General features: G+C 64.8%; 17 protein-coding genes and 1 pseudogene. 9 read left to right on the top strand and 9 right to left on the bottom strand.

All coding sequences use genetic code 11. The annotated features are described in order from the left end of the window. Positions 1–16 precede the first annotated feature (16 nt). From CA260_RS13105 to CA260_RS13080, 6 genes are all read right to left on the bottom strand, one after another. A complete protein-coding gene (locus tag CA260_RS13105) occupies positions 17–613 on the bottom strand; it encodes a TIGR00730 family Rossman fold protein (protein ID WP_111983534.1) in 597 nt (198 codons plus the stop codon). Between the two features lie 221 nt (positions 614–834). Continuing rightward, complete coding sequence (gene lpdA, locus CA260_RS13100) at positions 835–2,259, bottom strand: dihydrolipoyl dehydrogenase (protein ID WP_111983533.1); 1,425 nt, start codon at positions 2,257–2,259, stop codon at positions 835–837. Between the two features lie 141 nt (positions 2,260–2,400). Then, complete coding sequence (gene odhB / locus CA260_RS13095) at positions 2,401–3,609, bottom strand: 2-oxoglutarate dehydrogenase complex dihydrolipoyllysine-residue succinyltransferase (RefSeq protein WP_111983532.1); 1,209 nt, start codon at positions 3,607–3,609, stop codon at positions 2,401–2,403. A 143-nt stretch (positions 3,610–3,752) separates the two neighbouring features. After that, complete coding sequence (locus tag CA260_RS13090) at positions 3,753–6,599, bottom strand: 2-oxoglutarate dehydrogenase E1 component (RefSeq protein WP_111983531.1); 2,847 nt, start codon at positions 6,597–6,599, stop codon at positions 3,753–3,755. Between the two features lie 249 nt (positions 6,600–6,848). Continuing rightward, positions 6,849–7,799, bottom strand: a complete 951-nt coding sequence (locus CA260_RS13085; protein WP_111983530.1) for a GNAT family N-acetyltransferase — start codon at positions 7,797–7,799, stop codon at positions 6,849–6,851. Beyond that, positions 7,796–8,989: a cupin domain-containing protein gene (locus CA260_RS13080; RefSeq protein ID WP_111983529.1), complete on the bottom strand. Its 1,194-nt coding sequence runs from the start codon at positions 8,987–8,989 to the stop codon at positions 7,796–7,798. Before CA260_RS13080 ends, CA260_RS13085 begins: the two co-directional genes overlap by 4 nt. A gap of 253 nt (positions 8,990–9,242) precedes the next feature. Here CA260_RS13080 and CA260_RS13075 point away from each other — a divergent pair, with 253 nt between their 5' ends. From CA260_RS13075 to CA260_RS13035, 9 genes and pseudogenes are all read left to right on the top strand, one after another. After that, positions 9,243–11,006: an assimilatory sulfite reductase (NADPH) flavoprotein subunit gene (locus tag CA260_RS13075; RefSeq protein ID WP_238149810.1), complete on the top strand. Its 1,764-nt coding sequence runs from the start codon at positions 9,243–9,245 to the stop codon at positions 11,004–11,006. A gap of 1 nt (position 11,007) precedes the next feature. After that, a complete protein-coding gene (gene cysI / locus CA260_RS13070; protein ID WP_111983527.1) occupies positions 11,008–12,702 on the top strand; it encodes an assimilatory sulfite reductase (NADPH) hemoprotein subunit in 1,695 nt (564 codons plus the stop codon). Beyond that, positions 12,699–13,421: a phosphoadenylyl-sulfate reductase gene (locus CA260_RS13065; RefSeq protein ID WP_111983526.1), complete on the top strand. Its 723-nt coding sequence runs from the start codon at positions 12,699–12,701 to the stop codon at positions 13,419–13,421. The genes cysI and CA260_RS13065 overlap by 4 nt, the downstream gene beginning before the upstream one ends. Positions 13,422–13,491: 70 nt before the next feature. Then, complete coding sequence (locus CA260_RS13060; RefSeq protein ID WP_111983525.1) at positions 13,492–15,249, top strand: bifunctional sulfate adenylyltransferase/adenylylsulfate kinase; 1,758 nt, start codon at positions 13,492–13,494, stop codon at positions 15,247–15,249. Between the two features lie 1,021 nt (positions 15,250–16,270). Further along, positions 16,271–16,369, top strand: a pseudogene (locus CA260_RS13055) (IS481 family transposase); the annotation flags it as partial. A 240-nt stretch (positions 16,370–16,609) separates the two neighbouring features. Beyond that, positions 16,610–17,221, top strand: coding sequence for a HEAT repeat domain-containing protein (locus CA260_RS13050; RefSeq protein WP_111983524.1), 612 nt, complete (start codon positions 16,610–16,612; stop codon positions 17,219–17,221). 101 nt (positions 17,222–17,322) lie between these two features. Then, positions 17,323–17,757: a hypothetical protein gene (locus tag CA260_RS20945; protein ID WP_146745350.1), complete on the top strand. Its 435-nt coding sequence runs from the start codon at positions 17,323–17,325 to the stop codon at positions 17,755–17,757. A gap of 61 nt (positions 17,758–17,818) precedes the next feature. Then, positions 17,819–18,175 (top strand): ExbD/TolR family protein, encoded by a 357-nt coding sequence (locus tag CA260_RS13040; protein WP_111983522.1) that lies wholly within the window; start codon positions 17,819–17,821, stop codon positions 18,173–18,175. Between the two features lie 479 nt (positions 18,176–18,654). Next, positions 18,655–19,047 carry a hypothetical protein gene (locus CA260_RS13035; protein ID WP_111983521.1) on the top strand — a complete coding sequence of 131 codons (393 nt, stop codon included), beginning with the start codon at positions 18,655–18,657 and terminating at the stop codon, positions 19,045–19,047. A 173-nt stretch (positions 19,048–19,220) separates the two neighbouring features. Here the strand turns inward: CA260_RS13035 and CA260_RS13030 are convergent, their stop codons facing one another. The 3 genes from CA260_RS13030 to CA260_RS13020 are packed head-to-tail and all read right to left on the bottom strand — an operon-like array spanning position 19,221 to position 21,738. Then, positions 19,221–20,222, bottom strand: a complete 1,002-nt coding sequence (locus CA260_RS13030) for an aldo/keto reductase (protein WP_111983520.1) — start codon at positions 20,220–20,222, stop codon at positions 19,221–19,223. Between the two features lie 19 nt (positions 20,223–20,241). Further along, on the bottom strand, positions 20,242–20,604 hold the full coding sequence (locus CA260_RS13025) for a MoaF-related domain-containing protein (protein WP_111983519.1): 363 nt from the start codon (positions 20,602–20,604) through the stop codon (positions 20,242–20,244). 21 nt (positions 20,605–20,625) lie between these two features. Further along, a complete protein-coding gene (locus CA260_RS13020; RefSeq protein ID WP_111983518.1) occupies positions 20,626–21,738 on the bottom strand; it encodes an alkene reductase in 1,113 nt (370 codons plus the stop codon). Positions 21,739–21,773 lie beyond the last annotated feature (35 nt).

The raw sequence follows: 21,773 nt of genomic DNA, 5'->3' as shown, positions 1-21,773 counted from the left end.
GCGTGCCGGGCCGGAATCAGGCTTCGACGCTGCTGCGGTCGATCCACTTGGGCGTGTAACTACCCTGATAGCCTTCCATCCAATCGAACAGCTGCTGCATGTCCTGCCCGAACCATACACTCTCGCGCTGCTCGGGACGCACGAAACGCTCGTCCACCATGTGGTCCATCATGGCGCGCAATGGCGTGTAATAGCCGCGTACGTCGAGGAAAGCGCAAGGGTAACGATGCAGGCCGAGCTGGGCCCAGGTCAGCATCTCGAACATTTCGTCCATGGTGCCGAAGCCGCCGGGCAGCGCCACGAAAGCATCGGACAGTTCGAACATGCGCGTTTTGCGCTGGTGCATGGTTTCCACCACGACCAGTTCGGTGAGGTCGGCGTGTGCAACCTCCAGGTCGACCAGCTGGCGCGGGATCACGCCAATCACCTTGCCGCCGCCGGCCAGCACCGCATCGGCCACCGTGCCCATCAGGCCGACCTTGCCGCCACCGTATACGAGTGCAATGCCACGCCGGGCCATCTCGGCACCGAAGGCGCGGGCCTGCTCGACGTATTCGGGATGCTTGCCGCTGCTGGAGCCGCAATAGACGCAAAGGGCAGTGGGTTGGGGCATGGGGCTGACGTCGCGAAAGGTTGAATCAGGCGTCATTCCGGCGCAGGCCGGAATCCAGTGACGATACCGCACGATTGTCGGGATGAAGCGGAACCCTTGGGTCGCTTCGCGGCAACTGAATTACGACGCTACTGGATTCCGGCCTGCGCCGGAATGACGGCGAAAAGCAAACGGCCCGCTCATGTCGCCAGGAGCGGGCCGCCGTGGCCTTGCAGCGGGGTTTAGTTGCCCTTGTGGATCGCGCGCTTGTCGACCGACAGCGCCGCCTCGTGCACGGCTTCCGACAGCGTCGGGTGCGCGTGGACGATGCGGGCGAGGTCTTCGGAGGAGCCCTTGAACTCCATCGCGACGACGCACTCGGCGATCAGCTCGGACACGCCCGGGCCCACCATGTGCACGCCCAGGATGCGGTCCGTTTCGGCATGGGCAAGCATCTTCACCTGGCCGATGGCCTCGTTCATGGCCACGGCGCGGCCGATGGCGGCGAACGGGAAGGTGCCGACCTTGTAGGGGACGCCTTCGTCCTTCAGCTGCTTCTCGGTCTTGCCGGCCCAGGCGATTTCCGGCTCGGTGTAGATCACCCACGGCACGGTGTCGAGGTTGATGTGGCCCGCCTTGCCGGCGATCCACTCGGCCACGGCTACGCCTTCCTCGGAACCCTTGTGGGCCAGCATCGGGCCGCGCACGGCGTCGCCGATGGCCCACACGCCGTTCACGCCGGTGTGGTTGTGCTCGTCGACCACGATGCGGCCGCGCTCGTCCAGCTTCACGCCGGTGTCGTCGGCCAGCAGGCCGTCGGTGTAGGCGCGGCGGCCCACGGCGACCAGCAGCTTGTCGACCACCAGTTCGTGCGCGCCGTCCTTGTCTTCATAGGTCAGGGCGACTTCGTTCTTCTTGATCTCGGCCTTGGTCAGCTTGGCGCCGAGCTTGATGTTCAGGCCCAGCTTGGCGAATTCCTTGGCGGCGATCTTGGCGATGTCCGCGTCGGCCACGCTCAAGAAATCCGGCAGCGCCTCGAGCACGGTCACGTCAGAACCCAGGCGCTTCCACACACTGCCCAGCTCCAGGCCGATCACGCCGGCGCCGATCACGCCCAGGCGCTTGGGCACTTCGGTGAAATCCAGCGCGCCGGCGTTGTCGACGATGAATTTGTTGTCGAACTTGGCGAACGGCAGCTCGATCGGCACCGAGCCGGAAGCGAGGATCACGTTGGTGGCGCTGATGGTCTGCTTGGAGCCGTCGTTGCCGGTGATCTCCACCTCATTGCCCTTCAGCAGCTTGCCCTTGCCGAAGAACGGGGTGACCTTGTTGGCCTTGAACAGCTGGCCGATGCCGCCGGTGAACTGCTTGACGATCTTGTCCTTGCGGCCGATGAAGGTGCCCAGGTCGACCTTGGCGCCTTCCACCGTGATGCCGTGGACCGGCAGGTTGTGGGCGATGTTGTAGTACTGCTTGGACGAATCCAGCAGCGCCTTGGACGGGATGCAGCCCACGTTGAGGCAGGTGCCGCCGAGGGCCTGCTTGCCGTCCTTGCCGACGAAGGCGTCCACGCAGGCGGTCTTCAGGCCCAGCTGCGCGGCGCGGATCGCGGCCACATAGCCGGCAGGGCCGGCGCCGATGACGATGACGTCGAATTTTTCGCTCATGTCGATTCTCGTAGTGCCCCTCTCCCGGCGGGAGAGGGTGCCCGGAGGGCGGGTGAGGGTGCGTGCGGAGCGAGGCGTTTCGGCATGACCGAACCCTCACCCCAACCCCTCTCCCGCAGGGAGAGGGGTCGACGCGGGGACTTAGATGCCGAGCAGCATGCGCTGCGGGTTTTCCAGCTGGTTCTTGATGTCGACCAGGAACAGCACCGCGTCCTTGCCATCGATGATGCGATGGTCGTAGGACAGCGCCAGGTACATCATCGGGGCGGCGATCACCTGGCCGTTCTCGACGATGGCGCGCTCCTTGATGGCGTGCATGCCCAGAATGGCGCTCTGCGGCGGGTTCACGATCGGGGTCGACAGCAGCGAACCGAAGGTGCCGCCGTTGGTGATGGTGAAGGTGCCGCCCTGCAGGTCGTCCAGCCCCAGCTTGCCGTCACGTGCCTTCTTGGCGTATTCGACGATGCCGCGCTCGACGTCGGCGAAGCTCTGGTCCTGCACGTCGCGCAGCACCGGCGTCACCAGGCCCTTGTCGGTGGACACGGCGATCGAGATGTCCTGGTAGCCGTGATAGATGATGTCGTTGCCGTCGACCGATGCGTTGACGATCGGGTGGCGCTTCAGCGCCTCGGCGGCAGCCTTCACGAAGAAGCTCATGAAGCCGAGCTTCACGCCGTTCGCCTTTTCGAACGACTCGCCCAGCGCCTTGCGCATCTTCACCACCTCGGCCAGGTTCACTTCGTTGAACGAGGTGAGCATGGCGATGGAGTTCTTCGACTGCATCAGGCGCTCGGCGATGCGCGCGCGCATGCGGGTCATCGGCACGCGCTCTTCCGGACGGGCGCCCGGGGTCGGCTTGGCGGCCGGCGCGGCGGCTGCCGGAGCGGCGCCACCCTTGCCGTAGTTGACCAGGTCTTCCTTGGTCACGCGGCCGTCGCGGCCGGTGCCGGCGACCTTGGAAGCGTCGATGTTCTGCTCGGTGGCCACGCGCAGGCCGGCCGGCGACAGGTCGGCGTTGCCGGCCTTGGCGGCAGCGGGAGCGGCCGGTGCAGCAGCGGCGGGCGCTGGGGCGGCGGCGGGAGCCGCGGCCGGGGACGGCGCAGCGGCGGCAGCGCCTTCCTCGATCACCGCGATGACCTGCTGGCTGGTCACGGTGTCACCGGACTGGAACTTGATTTCCTTCAGCACGCCGTCCACCGGGGAGGGCACTTCCAGCACGACCTTGTCGGTTTCGAGGTCGACCAGGTTCTCGTCGCGCTTGACCGCTTCACCGGCCTTCTTGTGCCAGGTGGCGATGGTGGCGTCGGAGACGGACTCGGGCAGGACGGGAACTTTGACTTCGATGGACATATGGATTCCTTTGATTAGTGCGTTCTTCCATGAACGCTAAGGTCAAAAAGCGGCCTTCCATAGCCGCACTATTCAAATTTGGTGCGCTCATCCTGAGCGAAGATCAAAAGCGGCCATCCATGGCCGCACTCTTCAATAGAAACTCATTCCGCCGCGTGGTCGGTGCCGATTGGCGCGACCAGTGCCTGCTCGACCAGTGCCGCCTGCTCGGCGACATGGGTGTTGAGGTGACCGGCGGCCGGTGCCGGCGAGCGAGCGCGTCCCGCATACGAGAGACTCTGCTTGCTGCCCACGCAGGCCTGCAGGTGATGACGAATCTGGAACCACGCGCCCTGGTTCATCGGCTCTTCCTGACACCAGATGACTTCCTTGGCGCCGCTGTACTTCTCGAGTTCCGCAGTGACCTGCGGACGCGGGAACGGGTAGAGCTGCTCCACGCGCACGATGGCGACGTCGGTGAGGCCGCGCTTCTCGGCGTCTTCGAGCAGGTCGTAGTAGACCTTGCCCGAGCACAGCACCACGCGCTTGACCTTCTTGGCGGCCAGTTCGCGATGTTCCGGGATCACCAACTGGAAGCTGCCGGTGGCCAGTTCGTCCAGCGTCGACACGGCCAGCTTGTGGCGCAGCAGCGACTTGGGCGTCATCACGATCAGCGGCTTGCGCGTCGGGCGTACCATCTGGCGGCGGATCATGTGGAATGCCTGGGCCGGCGTGGTCGGCACGCAGACCTGCATGTTGTCCAGCGCGCACAGCTGCAGGAAGCGCTCGAGGCGGGCGGAGGAGTGCTCCGGACCCTGGCCTTCGTAGCCATGCGGCAGGAACAGCGCGAGGCCGCACAGGCGGTTCCACTTCGCTTCGCCCGAGCTGATGAACTGGTCGATCACCACCTGGGCGCCGTTGGCGAAATCGCCGAACTGGCCTTCCCAGATGTGCAGCGTGTACGGATCGGTGGTGGCGCTGCCGTATTCGAACGCCATGACCGCTTCTTCGCTGAGCAGCGAGTCGATGACTTCAACGTCGGCGCCGTCACGCACGTTGGCCAGCGGCATGAAGGTGTAGCCGGTCTTCTGGTCATGCAGCACGGCATGGCGATGGAAGAACGTGCCGCGGCCCACGTCCTGGCCCACGAGGCGCAGGTTGTAGTTCTCGTCGATGAGCGAGGCGTAGGCCAGGTTCTCGGCGAAGCCCCAGTCGCCCGGCAGCTCGCCGGCCGCCATCTTGGCGCGGTCGTCGTAGATCTTGGCCACGCGCGACTGCAGCGTCATGTCCTTGGGCACGACCAGGATCTGGTTGGCCAGCTCGACCAGGCGCTGCTTGGCGACACCGGTGTTGCTCTCGGTGGACAGCTTGCCACCGATGAACTTGTCCCAGTCGACCTCGATGTCCTTGATGAGGGCCTTGGTGAGTTCGGTCATCGGCTCGCCCGCTTCGAGGCGGCTGCGGTAGTCCTCGAACATCTTCTGGCCGTCGCCATCGGCGATCACGCCCTGCTTGACCAGCTCCTGCGCGTAGAGGTCGCGGGTGGTCGGGCGCTTGCGGATGATCTGGTACATCACCGGCTGGGTCGCGGACGGCTCGTCGGCCTCATTGTGGCCGTGGCGGCGGTAGCACACCAGGTCGATCACCACGTCCTTGCGGAACTCCTTGCGGAAGTCGTAGGCGAGGCGGGTGGCCTGGATCACCGCTTCCGGGTCGTCGCCGTTCACGTGGAACACCGGCGCATTCACCATCTTGGCGATGTCGGTGCAGTACAGCGTGGAGCGGGTGTCCTGCGGGTTGGAGGTGGTGAAGCCCACCTGGTTGTTCACCACGATGTGCAGGCTGCCGCCGATCTTGAAGCCGCGGGCCTGGGACATGTTGAACAGTTCCATGTTCACGCCCTGGCCGGCCAGCGCCGAGTCGCCGTGCACGATGACGGCCATCGACTGCTTGCGCTCGGTGTCGCGGCGACGGATCTGGCGCGAATGCACCGAGCCGGCCACCACCGGGTTGACGATTTCCAGGTGCGACGGGTTGAACGCCAGCGCCACGTGGGTGCCGCCGTTCGGCGTCTTGACGTCGGCGGAGAAGCCCATGTGGTACTTCACGTCGCCCGAGTGGGCCGGGTCATCCGGATGGTCCCACTTGCCTTCGAACTCGTTGAACAGGGTGCGCGGCGGCTTGCCCAGGATGTTGACCAGCATGTTGAGGCGGCCGCGGTGGGCCATGCCGATAACGACTTCCTTGATGCCGTTGTCGCCCGCGGCGCGGACCACGTCGTCCACCATCGGGATCAGGCTGTCGCCGCCTTCCAGCGAGAAGCGCTTCTGGCCGACGTACTTGGTGTGCAGGTAGCGCTCCAGGCCTTCGGCCGCGGTCAGCTCGGCGAGGATGCGCTTCTTGCCCGCGGCGTCCAGGCCGGCGCTGCCGTTGGCCTGCTCCAGGCGGGTGTAGATCCAGTTGCGCTGCTCATGGTTGCTGATGTGCATGAACTCGACGCCGAGGGTGTTGGTGTACACCTTCTTCAGTCGAGCCAGCAGCTCGCGCAGCTTCATGCGCTGGCCGCCACCGGCGAAGTTGCCGCAGTCGAACTCGGTGTCGAGGTCGGCGTCGGAGAGGCCGTGGAAGGCGGGCTCCAGATCCGGCGCCGGCAGTTTTTCGGCCAGGCCCAGCGGATCGAGGTCGGCGGCCAGGTGGCCGCGCGAACGGTAGGCGGTGAGGATGCGCAGCACGCCGGCCTGCTTGCGGGCGTGGGCGTCGTCCACCGGGCCGGCGGCGACGGCAACGCCGTTACGGCGCTGCTTTTGCGCGGCCTCTATACGCGCAATGGCCGCAGAGTGGGGCACGTCCCCCGACTCGCGGCCTTTGAAAGTCTCGAAATATTTGCCCCAGGTGGCGTCGACCGACGAGGGGTCCGCCAACCACGATTCATAGAGCTGTTCAACGTAATCGGCGTTGCCGCCGGCGAGTTGGGAGGATTCGAAAAACTCGCGGATCAGATTAGTGCTCACGTCACCACCGGTGAGGAAGGGAGGCTTGCAGCGGTTCCGGCCGGGGGAGGCCGGTAGGCTGGGAAAAATCCCGTTAATTATAGCCTTGGGGTGCTGCGACGCGGCAACCCAAGCAGCGCATCTGAAATGGGGGTGACGGGCGATATTTCGACCCCGAGGGTACCGACCATCGTCGTAGACAGCGGTTTTCCCGAAGAATGGTGCCTGCGGGTTCGCCGTGCGATCGGCGGCGCTTCGTTCAGCGACGGGCTAGAGATCGAGCGGCTGGAGCGCCCGGGCAGGAGCGGATCGCTCCCAGACTTCATTGAAGTGCTGCGCCAGCGGTGCCTGGAACGCCCGGTCCCTGTGGGAGGCGCGGGCGTCGGCGCGTCGTGCATCGGGCTGGAAAAGGTAGCCGCCCTGGTCGGTGAGCAGGTAGGCGGAGGCGTAGGCGAGGTCCACGTCTTCCAGTGGCGTGCGGATGTGCAGCACGCTCGGCAGGCGCTGGGCCAGGGCGACCAGGCGATGGCTGTGGCGCAGGGCGGCCTCGGGATCGTGCAGGAGGATGCGGATCTCCGCGCCGCGACCGGAGGTGGCAATGCGCCGGAGCTCGGCCATCTCGCCCAGGCTGGCGTAGAGCTCGTTGTCGAGTGCGGGCTGGTAGATGGAGAGCCGGTGCTTTGCCTCGGTCAGCAATTGCAGCCGGGCGGCGGCGATCTCGCTGCGGTTGCCGGTGGGCAGCGCATGGCCATCCGGATTCGAGGCGGCCGGCTCCGTGTGGGTGGCCAGCTCCAGCCGCATCGGGTGATGGAGGATGCCGGCGTCCTCGAAGGGCTCGCCGTGGGCGACGAAGCCTTCGCGTTCGTAGAAGGTCACCGCGGACAGCTGGGCGTCCAGTGCGACATCCGCCCGGCCCTGCGATCGCGCCCGTGCCACCAGGGCCCGCAACAGGCCGAGGCCGACGCCTTGGCCGCGCCAGGGCAGGCGCACGGCCACCCGCCCGATCTTGCCGTGGGGCGTGAGGCGCGCGCAGCCAATCGGTTCGCCGCTTTCATCGCGGGCCAGCAAATGGAAGGAGAGCGAGTCCAGGTTGTCCCATTCGAGCGACTCGGGGACGGCCTGTTCCCGCACGAAGACTTCCAGCCGGATCGCGCTCAGGGCCTCGCGGTCGCCCGCGCGGGCCCAGTCGGCGTGCTCGACGTGGAAGCCCTGGAGCTTCACCGGCGCCGGCTCTTGCGGACGACCAGGTTGCCGTCGTTGACCAGGGCCAGCAGCAGGCTCGCTTCGGCGGCAGGCAGATCCTTGCCGGGTGCCAGCTCGCGCTCGCTGCAGACCCGCCCGGCCCAGTCGACCGACGTCGGGTAGGCCTGACCGTTGACGAACAGCGTGGCGCCACGCTTGTCGCGCGCCCATGCCATGCGTGCCCAGGGATGGCGCAGCAACGAGGCGCCGCCGTCCAGCTGCTTGCGCAAGGCGGCCTCGGTGAGTTCCTTCTCGGGCGGCACCGGCAGCTGCGCGTTGCGGTAGCGGGTGATGAAGCGCCCGAACCAGTCGGCGAGCGTGGCGTCGTCCAGCGTGGCCGCGAACGGCAGCGCCTCGCGTACGCGCGCGAGGGCGGCGCGATCGATTTCGCCGGCGGCCTTGGCCGGCGCCAGATCGGCATCGGCGTAGCGCAGCTCGTCGGGCAGGCGTTCGGCCAGGTAATCGGCAAGGTCGCCGGTGAGTTCCGCGCGCGAAGGCGCACGCATCCCCACCGAGATCGTCATGCACGGGCCGCCGAAGGCGACGCCGTCGTGCGGCACGCCGGGCGGCAGGTAGAGCATGTCGCCGGGTTCGAGCATCCACTCATGGGTGGGCTCGAAGTGCTGGAGCTGCTTGAGCTCCACGTCCGGGCGGAAATCCTTGGGCGCGGCGGGATCGGTGCTGATCGCCCAGTGGCGCTGGCCAATGCCCTGCAGCAGGAATACGTCGTACTGGTCCACGTGCGCGCCCACGCCGCCGCCCGGCTCGGCGTACGAAATCATGATGTCGTCGAGGCGCCAGCTGGGCAGGAAGCTGAAGTGCTCCAGCAGGGCGGCCACGTCGGCGTCCCACTTGTCCACGTCCTGCACCAGCAGGGTCCAGTTGCGGTCCGGCGTGCTGGCGAAGTCCTTCTCGGTGAGCGGGCCGGTCTTCACCTTCCAGCGGTCACGGTTCTCGTCATGGATGATCAGGCGCGACAGGGCGGTTTCTTCCAGCGCCAGGCCGGCCAGGTCATCGGGCTGGATGGGCGGGACGAAGTCGGGGAACGCCTGGCGGATCAGCAGCGGGCGCTTCTGCCAGTAATCGCGAAGGAACTGGGCGGGGCTCATGCCGAGCGGCTGCCTGGCGGAGCCGCGGACTTCGATGGGGAGGGCGTGGGATGTCGTCATCTTGCCATTCTAAGCCAACACGGCGCGGCCGCCCGTTGATCGTGGTCAGTGCGTGAAGGAACACGGGCTTTCGCCGGACCCGGTCTCGCGCGGCCCGGCGGCCTCGCCGAAATGAGCGCGAAGGCATGTGCATATGCCAACACGTCCTTTCACATGACAAAACGCGATGACTACTTTGGGTGGCCAGATGTTTGGACGTCCAAAGGAAGTCGATGTGAATGCCGTCGTAGCGATCGACAATCGCCTGCCGTCGATGGAAGCCTCCCGGCTGTCGACGTTGGAGCGGCTGGTGGATGGCCTCGGTCCCGCCGAGCTCTACTGGATCGCCGCATGGAGCGCCGCAAGGGCGGAGCGCCTGCAGCGCGGCGATGCGTCCACGGCAGTCGCCGCGAAAGCCGTCGCCGGGCAACTCACCATCCTCTACGGCAGCCAGACCGGACAGGCCAGGCGCGTGGCGGCCCAACTGCATGCGCGAGCGGAAGCGGCGGGCCTGGCGGCGCGGCTGGTACGTGCCGATGCGTATCCGCAGCGCGAACTTGCCAAGGAAACCCACCTCGTCGTGGTGATCAGCACGCAGGGCGACGCCGAACCGCCCGATGACGCGCGCGGCCTGGTCGAGTTCGTGCTCGGCAAGCGTGCGCCGAAGTTGCCCGGCCTGCGCTATGCCGTACTTGGCCTGGGCGACTCCAGCTATCCGCAGTTCTGCGCGATCGGCCGTCAGCTCGACGACCGCCTTGCGGCGCTGGGCGCCACGCGGTTCGCTGCACTGGGCGAGGCCGACGTGGATGTCGATGCCGTGGCGGCGCCGTGGTCGGACAGCACGCTGGAACAGGCCAGGCAGGCGCTCGGCACCTCGCAGCCCGCGCGCGTCGCCACGCTGCAGCCGGTGCCTCATCGTGCGACGCACACGCGCGAGCATCCTTTCCATGCCGCCGTGCTGGACAACCAGTCCATCGTGGCGCGCGATGCCGGTCGCGATGTGCGCCATATGGAGCTGTCGCTGGAAGGTTCCGGACTGAGTTACGAGCCCGGCGATTCGCTGGGCGTGTGGCCGAGCAATCCGCCAGCCCTGGTCGACCAATGGCTGGGCGTGCTCAAGCTCGACGGCGAGCAGGTCGTGACGCATGAAGGCCGCAGCCTGCCGCTGCGGCAGTGGCTGTCGCGCGAACGGGAGCTCACGCGTCTCAGCCGCCCGCTGGTGGCCGTGCTGGCGGACGCCGCCGGCGACGACGAGCTCGCACGCCTGCTGCGCCCTGACCAGTCCGCTGCACTGGCGGCATTGATGGCCGAGCATCAGCCCATCGACCTGTGGCGGCGTCATGCCAGCGACTGGTCGGCGGAAGAACTGGTGGCGGCGCTGCGTCCGCTGGTGCCGCGCCTGTATTCGATTGCGTCCAGCCGGAAGGCGGTGGGTGAAGAAGTCCATCTCACCGTGGGCGTGGTGGACTATGTGGCGCACGGCGAACGGCATTGGGGGGCGGCGTCTTCGTTCCTCGCGCAGGCGGGCGACGAGCAGTCGTTGCCGATCTATATCGAACCCAACGAGCGCTTCCGCCTGCCGCAGGACGATGCACGGGACATCATCATGATCGGCCCCGGCACGGGCATCGCGCCTTTCCGTGCGTTCGTGCAGGAGCGTCGTGAAACCGGCGCGCGCGGGCGCAACTGGTTGTTCTTCGGCAATCGCCACTTCAGCAGCGAATTCCTGTACCAGGTCGAGTGGCAGGCGGCCTTGCGCGATGGTTCGCTGCATCGTCTGGACCTTGCGTTCTCGCGCGACGACGCGGCGAAGGTCTACGTGCAGCAGCGCCTGCGCGAGCAGGGACGTGAGCTCTACGCCTGGCTGCAAGAGGGCGCGCAGCTGTATGTCTGCGGCGACGCCAACCGCATGGCGAAGGACGTCAACGCCGCGCTGATCGACATCGCGACGACGCATGGCGGACATACCCACGAACAGGCCAGGGAGTGGCTTTCCGATCTGCTGCAACAGGGGCGCTACGCCCGCGACGTGTACTGACATGAGCTCATCGCCTTCCGATCTCGAACGCATCAAGGTCCACAGCCGCTACCTGCGCGGCACCATTGCCGAGGGCCTGCGCGACACGGTGACGGGCGCCATCAGCGAGGACGACAACAAGCTGCTCAAGTTCCACGGCAGTTACCTGCAGGACGACCGCGACCTGCGCGATGAACGTCGCCGCCAGAAGCTGGAGCCGGCTTACGCCTTCATGTTGCGCGCGCGCCTGCCTTCTGGCGTGGTCACGCCCGCGCAGTGGCTGGTATTCGACCGGCTCGCGCGCGAACACGCCAACGGCACGCTGCGCATCACGACGCGGCAGACCTTCCAGTGGCACGGCATCATCAAGCGCCATCTCAAGCCCACCATCGCGGCCATCCATGAGGCGCTGGCCTCCACCATCGCGGCCTGCGGCGACGTGGTGCGCAACGTGGTGAGCACGGCCAACCCGGTGGAGTCAGAAGCACATGCGCTCGCCTATGCGTGGGCAACGCGCCTGTCCGCCGAGCTCGCGCCGAAGACGCGCGCCTATCACGAGATCTGGCTCGACGGCGAACCGCTGGTGGAAGAGCCCGGCCAGGAGGAGCCGCTGTACGGCGCCACCTATCTGCCGCGCAAGTTCAAGATCGGTCTGGCGATACCGCCGCTCAACGACGTCGACGTGTTCGCGCAGGACCTGGGACTGATCGCCATCATCGAGCAGGGCGAACTCAAGGGCTTCAACATCGCCGTAGGCGGCGGCATGGGTGCCACGCACGGCGATGGATCGACCTATCCGCGTCTTGCCAGCGTGATGGGTTTCGTCGTGCCGGATCAGTTGCTGGCGGTGGCCGAGGCCATCATCACCGTCCAGCGCGATTGGGGCGATCGCAGCGAGCGCAAGCACGCGCGCCTGAAGTACACCATCGACAAGCACGGGCTCGACGCATTCAAGGCGGAAGTGGAAAAGCGCCTCGGCTTCGCATTGTCGCCCGAGCGTCCCTATGGCTTTGACCACAACGGCGATCGTTACGGCTGGATCGAAGGCAACGACGGCCGTTGGCACCTGACCCTGCAGATCGAATCCGGACGCCTGGCGGATGTCGGCGAGCGTCGTTGGCTGACCGGCTTGCGTGAACTGGCCAAGGTGCATCAGGGCGACTTCCGGCTCACCTGCAACCAGAACGTGATCATCGCCCATGTGGCGGCTGCGGATCGCGAGCGCATCGATGCGATCGTCGCTGCGCACGGTTTGGACGTCTATCGCGCGCACAGCGGCATCCGCCGCCATGCCGTGGCGTGCGTGGCCTTGCCCACCTGCGGACTGGCGATGGCGGAAAGCGAGCGCTATCTTCCCGACCTGCTGCCCAAGCTGGAAGCCTTGCTGGAATCGCATGGCCTGCGTGATGCGCCGATCCTCTTGCGCCTGTCCGGTTGCCCGAACGGGTGCTCGCGTCCTTATCTGGGCGAGATCGCCCTGGTCGGGCGTGGGCCAGGTCGTTACGACCTGCGTCTGGGCGCGGACTTCCGCGGACAACGGCTCAATCGACCCTACCGCGAGAACGTGGACGAGGCGGCGATCCTCGAAGCGCTCGCGCCGTTGTTTGCCGATTACGCGGCGAGTCGTCGGCAGGGCGAGCATTTTGGCGATTTCCTGCTGCGCACGGACGTCATCGTGGACGACGCATCGCGCATCGATACCGGGGTGGCCGCATGAAGCAGTCGCTGCTCGAGGAAGCGCAGCACGATCCAAAGGCCTTGGATGCACTGAACCAGTGGCTGGGTACGCTCGATGCGGAACGGCGCGTCGTGTGGGCCTTGGCGTATGCGCCCGGCGCTCATGTGCTCTCCTCGAGCTTCGGGGCGCAGGCTGCCGTATCGCTGCACCTGTTGACGCGGCAGCGCCCGGGACTGCCCGTGGTGTTGATCGACACCGGCTACCTGTTTCCCGAGACCTATCAATTCATCGACGCATTGCGCAGCCGGCTGGACTTGAATCTCAAGGTCTACAGTGCCGCCGAAAGTCCGGCCTGGATGGAGGCGCGCGAAGGCCGCCTGTGGGAGCAGGGCGTCTCCGGCATCGATCGCTACAACCAGCTGCGCAAAGTGGAACCGATGCGGCGCGCGCTGGAAGACTTGCAAGCAGGCAGCTGGTTCGCGGGCCTGCGCCGCAGCCAGGCACGCACGCGGGCGACGATTCCGTTCGCCGAACGGCGCGATGGTCGCTGGAAATTCCATCCCATCGCCGACTGGACCGACCGCGACGTGGGCATGTACCTGCGCCGCCACGGCTTGCCTTACCACCCGTTGTGGGACCAGGGCTACCTCTCGATCGGCGACGTGCATACCACGCATCGATGGGAACCCGGCTCCGACCTCGACTCCACGCGCTTCTTCGGACTCAAGCGCGAATGCGGCCTGCACGGATTGGCTTGATCGCCACGGCCGACACAACCAGCCCAGCGCACGACGCTGGCCGATGCCCCGACACGACAAGAAACAGACCATGAGCCAGACAGCCCTTGCCCAGACCGATAGTGCCTTTTCCTCCGATGCGTTGGTGCCGCCTCATGGCGGCGAACTCAAGGAACTCTACCTGCCGCCCGCCGAAGCGGAACAACTGAAGCAGCGCAGTGCGGGTTTGCCCGGCGTGGATCTCGATACGCGGCAGCTCTGCGACCTCGAACTGTTGCTAAGCGGCGCCTTCTCCCCGCTGGATGGGTTCCTCACCCAGCGCGACTACGACCGCGTGGTCGAGGAACTTCGCCTGGCCGACGGCACGCTGTGGCCGATACCCATCACGCTGGACGTAAGCGAAGCGTTCGCCGCAAAGCTGGCGCCAGGCAGCGAAGTGGCGCTGCGCGATACGCAGGGCGTGCCACTGGCCGTGCTGGACGTGGAAGACATCTATCGCCCGGATCGCGAGCACGAGGCGCTCACGGTTTTCGGAACCACCGATCGCACGCATCCGGGTGTGGCCGAATTGCTGGATCGCTACGGCCCCGTATACCTGGGCGGACGCGTGAAGGGCATCCAGTCGCCCGCGCATTTCGACTTCGCCACCTTGCGCGATACGCCGCGCAGCCTGCGCGCGTGGTTTGCCGACCATGGCTGGAGTCGCATCGTCGCTTTCCAGACGCGCAACCCGATGCACCGGGCGCATCGCGAGCTGACCTTGCGCGCCGCGCAGCAGGTGGGCGCCAAGTTGCTGGTGCAGCCCTCCGTGGGCCGAACCAAGCCGGGCGATGTCGACCACTACACCCGCGTGCGCTGCTACCAGGCACTGCTGCCGCAATACCCGGCCCACAGTGCGAAGCTTTCGCTGTTGCCGCTGGCGATGCGCATGGGCGGCCCGCGCGAGGCGCTGTGGCACGCGATCATCCGCAAGAACTACGGTGCCAGCCATTTCATCGTCGGTCGCGACCATGCCGGCCCCGGCAACGGCGCCGACGGCAAGCCGTTCTACGGCGCTTTCGATGCACAGCACCTGCTGGAGCGCTACCAGCACGAACTCGGCATCCAGGTGGTGCCATTCCCCGCCATGGTCTACGTGGCCAATCGCGATACCTACCTGCCATCGACGGAGGTGCAACCGGACGACGAGGTGCGCGACATCTCCGGCACGCAACTGCGGCGGCACCTGCACGAAGGGAGCGACATCCCGTCGTGGTTCTCCTTTCCCGAGGTGGTGAAGATCCTGCGCGAGCGGCACCCGGCACAGGCGACGCGTGGATTCGCGCTGTTCTTCACGGGGCTGTCGGGAGCCGGCAAGTCCACCATTGCGCAGGCGGTGGTTGCGCAGCTGCTTGAGCGAACCAGCCGTTCCATCACGGTTCTTGACGGTGATGAGGTGCGCAAGCATCTCTCGCGTGGTTTGGGCTTCTCGCGGGAGGACCGCCACGCCAACGTGACACGCATTGGCTATGTGGCGAGTGAGATCGTGCGACATGGCGGTATCGCCGTTTGCGCGCCGATCGCGCCTTACGCCGAATCGCGAGCGGAGGCACGCGGATTGGTCGAGGCGCACGGCGACTTCATCGAGATCCATGTCGCCACCGAGTTGGAGGTGTGCGAGGCACGCGATCGCAAGGGGCTTTATGCGCAGGCGCGCGCAGGAACGATTGCGCAGTTCACCGGAATCAGTGATCCGTATGAGGTGCCGGAGCAGCCGGAGTTGCGGGTGGATGGCAACGCGGGCGAGCCGGCGGTGCTTGCGCAGCACATCGTAGAGCTGTTGCAGCAGCGGGGATTGTTGAGGGTGTGATCGAAAGCCACTCCCGGCCGATGCGTCATTCGATTGCGTTCGTTGTAGGAGCGCATCCTGTGCGCGACCGCCTTTCGCCTCAGTCTCTACGCTCGTCGCCCCCCGGCGTAGGCCGGGGCCCAGTAGCGATGAGGTGATTTTCGCGATACGGCGACCGGGCTCGCCTGCGACCGAAGGGAGTCCCCGTGGGGCGGCGGGCTTCCGCCGGCCTGCCGGAGGCCGGGTCACTTCTCTTTGCGTGGCCACGCACGCGCAGGAGCGCGTGCGAACGGCGAAGCCGGCCCGTACGCGGAGAGGCGCCATGGATGGCGCCGGCTTTGAGGAGCGAGGAAGGGCGGAGGGCAGGACGCCCGGAGTAAAGAGAAGTAACCACCGTAAAGGTGGCAATGCCAAGAGAAAGGCCACCCCGATGCCGCGCCCCTGCGGGGTCGCAGACGGGAGGCGGGGTGGATCGACAGGGCATCCTGCCCTGACGATCCACTGGCCGGCGTCCTGCCGGCCACCCTTCGGGCTGTTCCACCTCCCGCCCGCTCGCGGCATAGGGGAGTGGAGGTCAAGAGCCAGGGCAAAGAGCAGGTTCTCTTCCCTGTAGGAGCGCACCCAGTGCGCGATCGGCGCCGACGATTAACCTCTGCGGTCGCGCACTGGGTGCGCTCCTACAACGAACAACCCAGCCCCGTAATGCGATGTGCCGCGTAGCGGCACGAGCCTTCACCTAACCCCTGTGTGGCGGTGAGGGGTGGACGATCAGGCCCCGCAGGGGTGCCCGACAGGATGTCGGGCACTTTTCGTCCGGGCAGGAGCCCGGTCGAAAAGCCCGGCCGCCCCTCACGGACTGGCTGGGCGCAGCCCAGACAGCGCCATGCGGGGTGCCGTTCTCTTTGGTTACTTTCTGACGCGAAGCTAATCCCTGTGGGACTTGGGCAATCAAGAGAAAGTGACCCGACCTTCCCACGGGGACTAGGTATTCAGTCCCATGTTTTGATGGTGCAATCTTTTCTCTTCAATGGAAGGAAGCACTATGGGACAGGTTCTTCATGGGAGCGCCACGACGACTGAGGCAGTCCGTCGAGCAATACAAAATAGTCAAGAGAGCCTGAGAGCCCTGTCCAGGCGTTACGTCTTCGCTGATGGATGGAAATGGCAAAGACCGCATCGTGCTGAAAGTTACGGCGGCTGGGCAATCCAGCCTGGAATTTCGCGATGCCGCGGGCCGCGTGGTCAAGAATGTGAATCCAGAAGAACTCTGAACGTAGCGACGAGGTCTGGCTGGCGCGGTCATGCCCTCGAAAGCGTTTGGGCCAAAGTCCGCTTCCGACCCGAAGCGGACCTTGCCGAATAGAGGGCCAGGGGAGTTGATATGTCGGTTGAAGACGAATTCGAGGTGCTACGGCTGGCAGTCATTCGAGCCGATGACGAGCACATGGGCGACGTACGCCCCATGGAGCCACCGCTCGTAAAAATTCTTGATCTTGTTCGGAACCATCCTGCGAAACAGAAGTTCTTCGAGGAGCAGTTCGTCCGTATGGCCACGTGGGACCTCTTATCACCGCCAGAGCTGGTTCCGTTCTGCATGCGTGAACTAAGGTGGCCTGGAGTCCTTCGGGCCGTCCGGTCGAAATATGACCTCCTGCATTCGACCAACAGCCATGCCCGGTATATGAACTATTGCAGCCACGTAACGAGGTCCTATACCGACTTCGTTTGGGAGGATGCAGGCATGTGGGACTACTACCGTGCCAAGGAGCTTGTGCCCTCAGTAGTGCCAGCCCTTGTTGAACACCTGGCCTCCGATAGTCCCGACGTAGTCTTCAATGCGCTATTTGCGCTCGAAGAAATCGGCCCGCCCGCAACTTATGCGGTCCCGGCCATCGAGAAGTTCATCAGGACGTGGCGCGGTCAGGAGGATCTCAGGGCCAGAGCGCGCTTGGCATTCAAGGCAATAACTGGCAAGGACGCAAGTGCGGGCTAGTTGCCTTGTAAAAAGGTCCGCGATCGACCCAAGACAGACAGTCCTGAATTCGTCCTGTCCGTCAGTTCTCGTACTAAACCCTTTCGCCAAGAGGGGTCGCCGTGTCTGTAACTGCCGAAGTCCTTCGTCTTCGCGAATGGCTCGCTCGTCAAGACGTGAGCGAATCTGCAATTACTGCAGCGTCAGTGTGGGAGGCATTCAAGAGTTACGGCCGAGAAGTCTTCCATGTCGACGGCATTGGGCTCTTGTTCCAAGTGGGTGTCTTTCACTTCTCCGGTCCGCGCCAGTTCTACTTTGATCCGGTCGTGCAGTTCGCACGACTGGACGAGGACGGCGAACATGACCATTTCGAACAGCTTCATTGCGAATTGACTTGCGCTCCTACCGAGGCTCTTGAGCGCACTAAGGCAGTACTTTGGTCTTTCGACTTTTCAACTGCTGATGCATTCTTCGCTGCCGTAGAGTCTTTGCCCGAATTTCGTACTGCCATCCAGGCAAACGGCTATGCGTTACAGGTTATGCATGAGATTGTTTAGGTCTGCTTCCGACCCATAGCGGACCTTGGGCAACAGATATTCCGGTGGCAGGAGGAGGCATATGCGTTGGATAAAGATCGTCAGCCTGCTAGCCACTGGGGCTCTGTTTGGCGGTGTGTTGGGCGGCTACGTCGTGTTTGAATTCATGAGGGACGTCGGCCGCCCCGACCGAGTGCCGCATACGATCATTTATCTGGCACGGGATGGGCGCGCCAAGGTCGGGGAGGTCGTAACCGGCGATGAGGATGTGTTGAAACGTCTTGGCCCACCCGATGCCATACAGGTCGATCTTTGGATTTGCCCTTCGACTGACTACCGCAGGGTGAAGGCCCTGCTATCCGAACTACGGAAAGCTGGATACGAGAACATTGGATTCGGAGCACCCAACCCCAGTGATCCCCTTTGCGCCGGCGGCTGATAGGAATACGTTGCCGCTTCACGCCACGATGCAACGGTTCCGTGTGGCTGCTTTCGACCCAAGGCGGACCTGAGCGACATATAGATCGACCACAGAGGGTTGGGTCATGCGAGCGTCACTGGAAGGCTAGAACAATGGTTGGACCGAGGTCGAATTGAGCCTATCTGCTTCGGACATCGACCGCCTCATTGCCTTGTTGCAAATGATCAAAGCTGAGCCCGATCAGCACTTCCATGCACTAGCAACTTTGCCGAAGCGGGTGGAGTCGGTCAGATCACGTTTCAGATTCAACAGCCGGATGAAACCGACAATCTGTGCCTGAGTGGCCGGGCTATGGGCGAAAGTGAGTCCGTTTGACCATGACTAAAGCGTCTGCTTTCGACCCGAATCGGACCTTTTGAATAACGGGTTTGCATGACACCCAATGACTTCAGGGACCATCACGTAGCAACGGCATATCCGTTGACCGCGAGAAGAAGATGCTCATCCATGACAGCGAACTTTTAATCAAGACAGTAAAGTATTCGATCATCGACCTGTTTGCCGTATTTGTTCTCGGCGCTTACCTTCTGGCTCTGTTTAAGGATCGGTTGCCTTACGGCCGTGTTGAGCAACTAAGGCGGTTGGGTTGGCTGCTGGTTGGCATTGCTTTCCTGCTTATCGGTCTAGGCATGCTGATGTTGACCTTCCATCAGCTCGACGAAGGAGTGGCCACCCGTATATCGCGCGATGGATCACGGGTTAGCGCCAGTTTCTCCTCCGAGCCGATGATGTTCGTTTTCATCGTCGCCTTTGAGATATTTTTCTCGGGTTTTTTTGCCTTCATCGGCTTCGGTTATCTAAAGCTCTTTCGGTCAATGGGCGACCCATAGGTTTGCCGGCTGGGCTGGGTAGCAAGAGAATCAGTCATCGCCACATTGGGTGAACGCGGGCGCTTGATGTCCGCTTTCGACTGCGATTTCAGCCGATCAACGCAACACACCGAAACCGGGGTTAGGGTGCACTTTTTGGCCGCTTCTTCGGCGGCGGTGTTTGGAGGCGACCTTTAGGCACCCCCGGGCAACGGCGCGCCAGGCGACACCAGGCCGCGCTTGCGCAGCTCCCGCCAGAACGCGCTGGGAATCGTTGCCTCGGCCAGCGCGAGGTTCTCCGCAATGCGGCTCGGCCGGCTTGCGCCGGGAATGACTGCGGCCACCGCGGGGTGCGCGAGGGAGAACTGCAGGGCGGCGGCGCGGATATCGACGCCAAACTCGGTGCACAGCGCGCGCAGGCTCTCGACGCGGGCAAGGATCTCCGGCGTCGCCTTCTGGTACTCGTAATGCTCGCCGCCGGCGAGGATGCCGGAGTTGTACGGGCCGCCGACGACAATGCGGGCGCCGCGATCGAGGCTCATGGGCATCAGTTCCTGCAACGCTTCGGCATGATCGAGCAGGGTGTAGCGACCGGCGATCAGGAATCCATCGGGATCGGCCTCGCGCAGCGCCATGACGCATGGCTCGACACGATTGACGCCCAGTCCCCATGCCTTGATGACACCTTCCTCGCGCAACCGCGTCAGTGCGGCTGCGGCGCCCGTCATCGCGCCATGGAGCACATCCTTCCAGGCATCGCCATGGAAGTCCCTGGCCGGATCATGGATCCACACGATGTCCAGCCGATCGGTCTTCAGGCGCTTGAGGCTCGCTTCGATCGCGCGCAGGGTGCCGTCGGCGCTGTAGTCGTAGACGATCTTGTTCGGCAGGCCGTGTTCGAACAGTCCGCCTTTCTCGCCGAGATCACGGCGGGTCGTATCTTCGACTTCATCGAGGATCAGGCGGCCCACCTTGGTGCTGAGTACGTACGCATCGCGCGGATGATGCTGCAGCGCTTCGCCGAGCCGAAGCTCGGCGAGGCCTGCGCCATACAGTGGTGCCGCATCGAAGTAGCGGATGCCTTGCTGCCAGGCGGCCTCAACGGTGTCGATGGCTTCTTGCTCGGGAATATTGCGGTACATGTTGCCCAGCGGCGCGGTACCGAAGCCGACCTTGGTCGGAATGGAAATAGTCATGGGTCGTTCGCTCAGATGATCATGGAAGGGTGGATGCCGTGATGTCGGCGGCATCCAGCTCCACCAGGCCCCCCTGCATGCGGTGGAAACTCAGGTCGGGTGCAGTGAAGAAGGCTTGTGATCGTCCGTCTGCGAAATCATCGATATGCACGACGGTGGCGCCGTTGGCTTCCTGCCACGAAATGGCATAGACGCCCTCGGCGATCTGCCGCCAATCACAAGGCGACTCGCCACTGGCACCGGTATAGGGCCCGGCGACAATGGCGTACCGGACCGAGCGCCCGTCCGCGGCATAGATGTTGTGCGCCGACAGGCCGTCGTAGTCCACGCGGAAGGCGCGGCCGGCGAAATGGGGAAGAGTATGGTTGGATTGCTGGTTCATGGGTCAGCCTCTGGAAAGCGCTCAGGCCGCAGCGAGCGCGGGATAGTCCGTCAATCCATGCGCACTGCCGCCGAACAACGTGGCACGGTCATGCGTATTGAGTGGCGCGCCGATACGCAGCCGCTCCGGCAGGTCGGGGTTGGCCACGAACGGACGGCCAAACGCGATCAGGTCGGCCCATCCTTCGTTCAACGCGATGCGGGCGCGCTCGGCGGTGTACTTGCCGGCATAGATCAGCGTGCCGGGGAAAGCGGCGCGCAGCTGCCGCTTGAACTCGACCGGCATGTGCGGGGCATCGTCCCAGTCGGCTTCGGCGAAATGGATGTAGGCGATACCGAGCGTGCCCAGCAGTTTGGCCGCGGCCAGATAGGTGGTTTCCGGGTCGGCATCGGCGCACCCGTTGAGCGTGGTCAGCGGCGCCAGGCGAACGCCGACGCGGCGCTTGTCGCCGGTGCCTTCGATCAGCGCCTGCGTGACCTCGGCGAGAAAGCGCAGGCGGTTCTCCAGCGAACCGCCATAGGCGTCGGTGCGATCGTTGGCGTTGGAGTCAATGAACTGGTTGACCAGGTAGCCATTGGCCGCATGCAGCTCGACGCCGTCGAAGCCGGCCGCCATGGCATTGCGCGCCGCCTGGCGGTAGTCATCGACGATGGCGTGGATTTCCTCCAGCTTGAGCGCGCGCGGCTTGGACGCCTGCACGAAGCCGGGCGTGCCGTTGCTCTCGGCGACAAAGACGTTGACGCCCTCGGCCTGGATGGCCGAAGAGGAGACCGGCGCCTGGCCATCGAGCAGGCTGGTGTGGCTCAGGCGGCCGACGTGCCACAACTGGGCAAAGATGCGCCCGCCGGCCTTGTGCACCGCCTGGGTGATCTTGCGCCATCCGGCCACCTGCGCCGGCGAATGGATGCCCGGCGTCCACGCATAGCCTTTGCCTAGCGGCGAAATCCAGGTGCCTTCGCTGACGATCAGGCCGGCGCTGGCGCGCTGCGCGTAGTACGCGGCCATCAGTTCGTTGGGTACGTCGCCGGGCTGGCTCGCGCGGGAGCGCGTCATCGGCGGCATAACGATGCGGTTGGGCAGTTCGAGGCCACCGAGCGCATAGGGTTGGAAGAGGGCATCCGATGTATCAGACATGAGGGTCTCCGTGACCGGCACATGCATGCCGGTCG

The sequence above is a fragment of the Dyella jiangningensis genome, assembly GCF_003264855.1.
GTDB classification, from domain to species: Bacteria; Pseudomonadota; Gammaproteobacteria; order Xanthomonadales; family Rhodanobacteraceae; genus Dyella; species Dyella jiangningensis_C.
Note: the sequence above shows the minus strand (reverse complement) of the source record. Positions and strands in the feature narration are given on the sequence as shown.

Excerpts from the sequence above, each read along its gene's own strand:
- CA260_RS13105 (WP_111983534.1), bottom strand. The coding sequence starts at position 613 with ATGCCCCAACCCACTGCCCTTTGCGTCTATTGCGGCTCCAGCAGCGGC.
- lpdA (WP_111983533.1), bottom strand. The coding sequence starts at position 2,259 with ATGAGCGAAAAATTCGACGTCATCGTCATCGGCGCCGGCCCTGCCGGC.
- odhB (WP_111983532.1), bottom strand. The coding sequence starts at position 3,609 with ATGTCCATCGAAGTCAAAGTTCCCGTCCTGCCCGAGTCCGTCTCCGAC.
- CA260_RS13080 (WP_111983529.1), bottom strand. The coding sequence starts at position 8,989 with ATGACGACATCCCACGCCCTCCCCATCGAAGTCCGCGGCTCCGCCAGG.
- CA260_RS13075 (WP_238149810.1), top strand. The coding sequence starts at position 9,243 with ATGGAAGCCTCCCGGCTGTCGACGTTGGAGCGGCTGGTGGATGGCCTC.
- cysI (WP_111983527.1), top strand. The coding sequence starts at position 11,008 with ATGAGCTCATCGCCTTCCGATCTCGAACGCATCAAGGTCCACAGCCGC.
- CA260_RS13065 (WP_111983526.1), top strand. The coding sequence starts at position 12,699 with ATGAAGCAGTCGCTGCTCGAGGAAGCGCAGCACGATCCAAAGGCCTTG.
- CA260_RS13060 (WP_111983525.1), top strand. The coding sequence starts at position 13,492 with ATGAGCCAGACAGCCCTTGCCCAGACCGATAGTGCCTTTTCCTCCGAT.
- CA260_RS13050 (WP_111983524.1), top strand. The coding sequence starts at position 16,610 with ATGTCGGTTGAAGACGAATTCGAGGTGCTACGGCTGGCAGTCATTCGA.
- CA260_RS13040 (WP_111983522.1), top strand. The coding sequence starts at position 17,819 with ATGCGTTGGATAAAGATCGTCAGCCTGCTAGCCACTGGGGCTCTGTTT.
- CA260_RS13035 (WP_111983521.1), top strand. The coding sequence starts at position 18,655 with ATGCTCATCCATGACAGCGAACTTTTAATCAAGACAGTAAAGTATTCG.
- CA260_RS13030 (WP_111983520.1), bottom strand. The coding sequence starts at position 20,222 with ATGACTATTTCCATTCCGACCAAGGTCGGCTTCGGTACCGCGCCGCTG.
- CA260_RS13025 (WP_111983519.1), bottom strand. The coding sequence starts at position 20,604 with ATGAACCAGCAATCCAACCATACTCTTCCCCATTTCGCCGGCCGCGCC.
- CA260_RS13020 (WP_111983518.1), bottom strand. The coding sequence starts at position 21,738 with ATGTCTGATACATCGGATGCCCTCTTCCAACCCTATGCGCTCGGTGGC.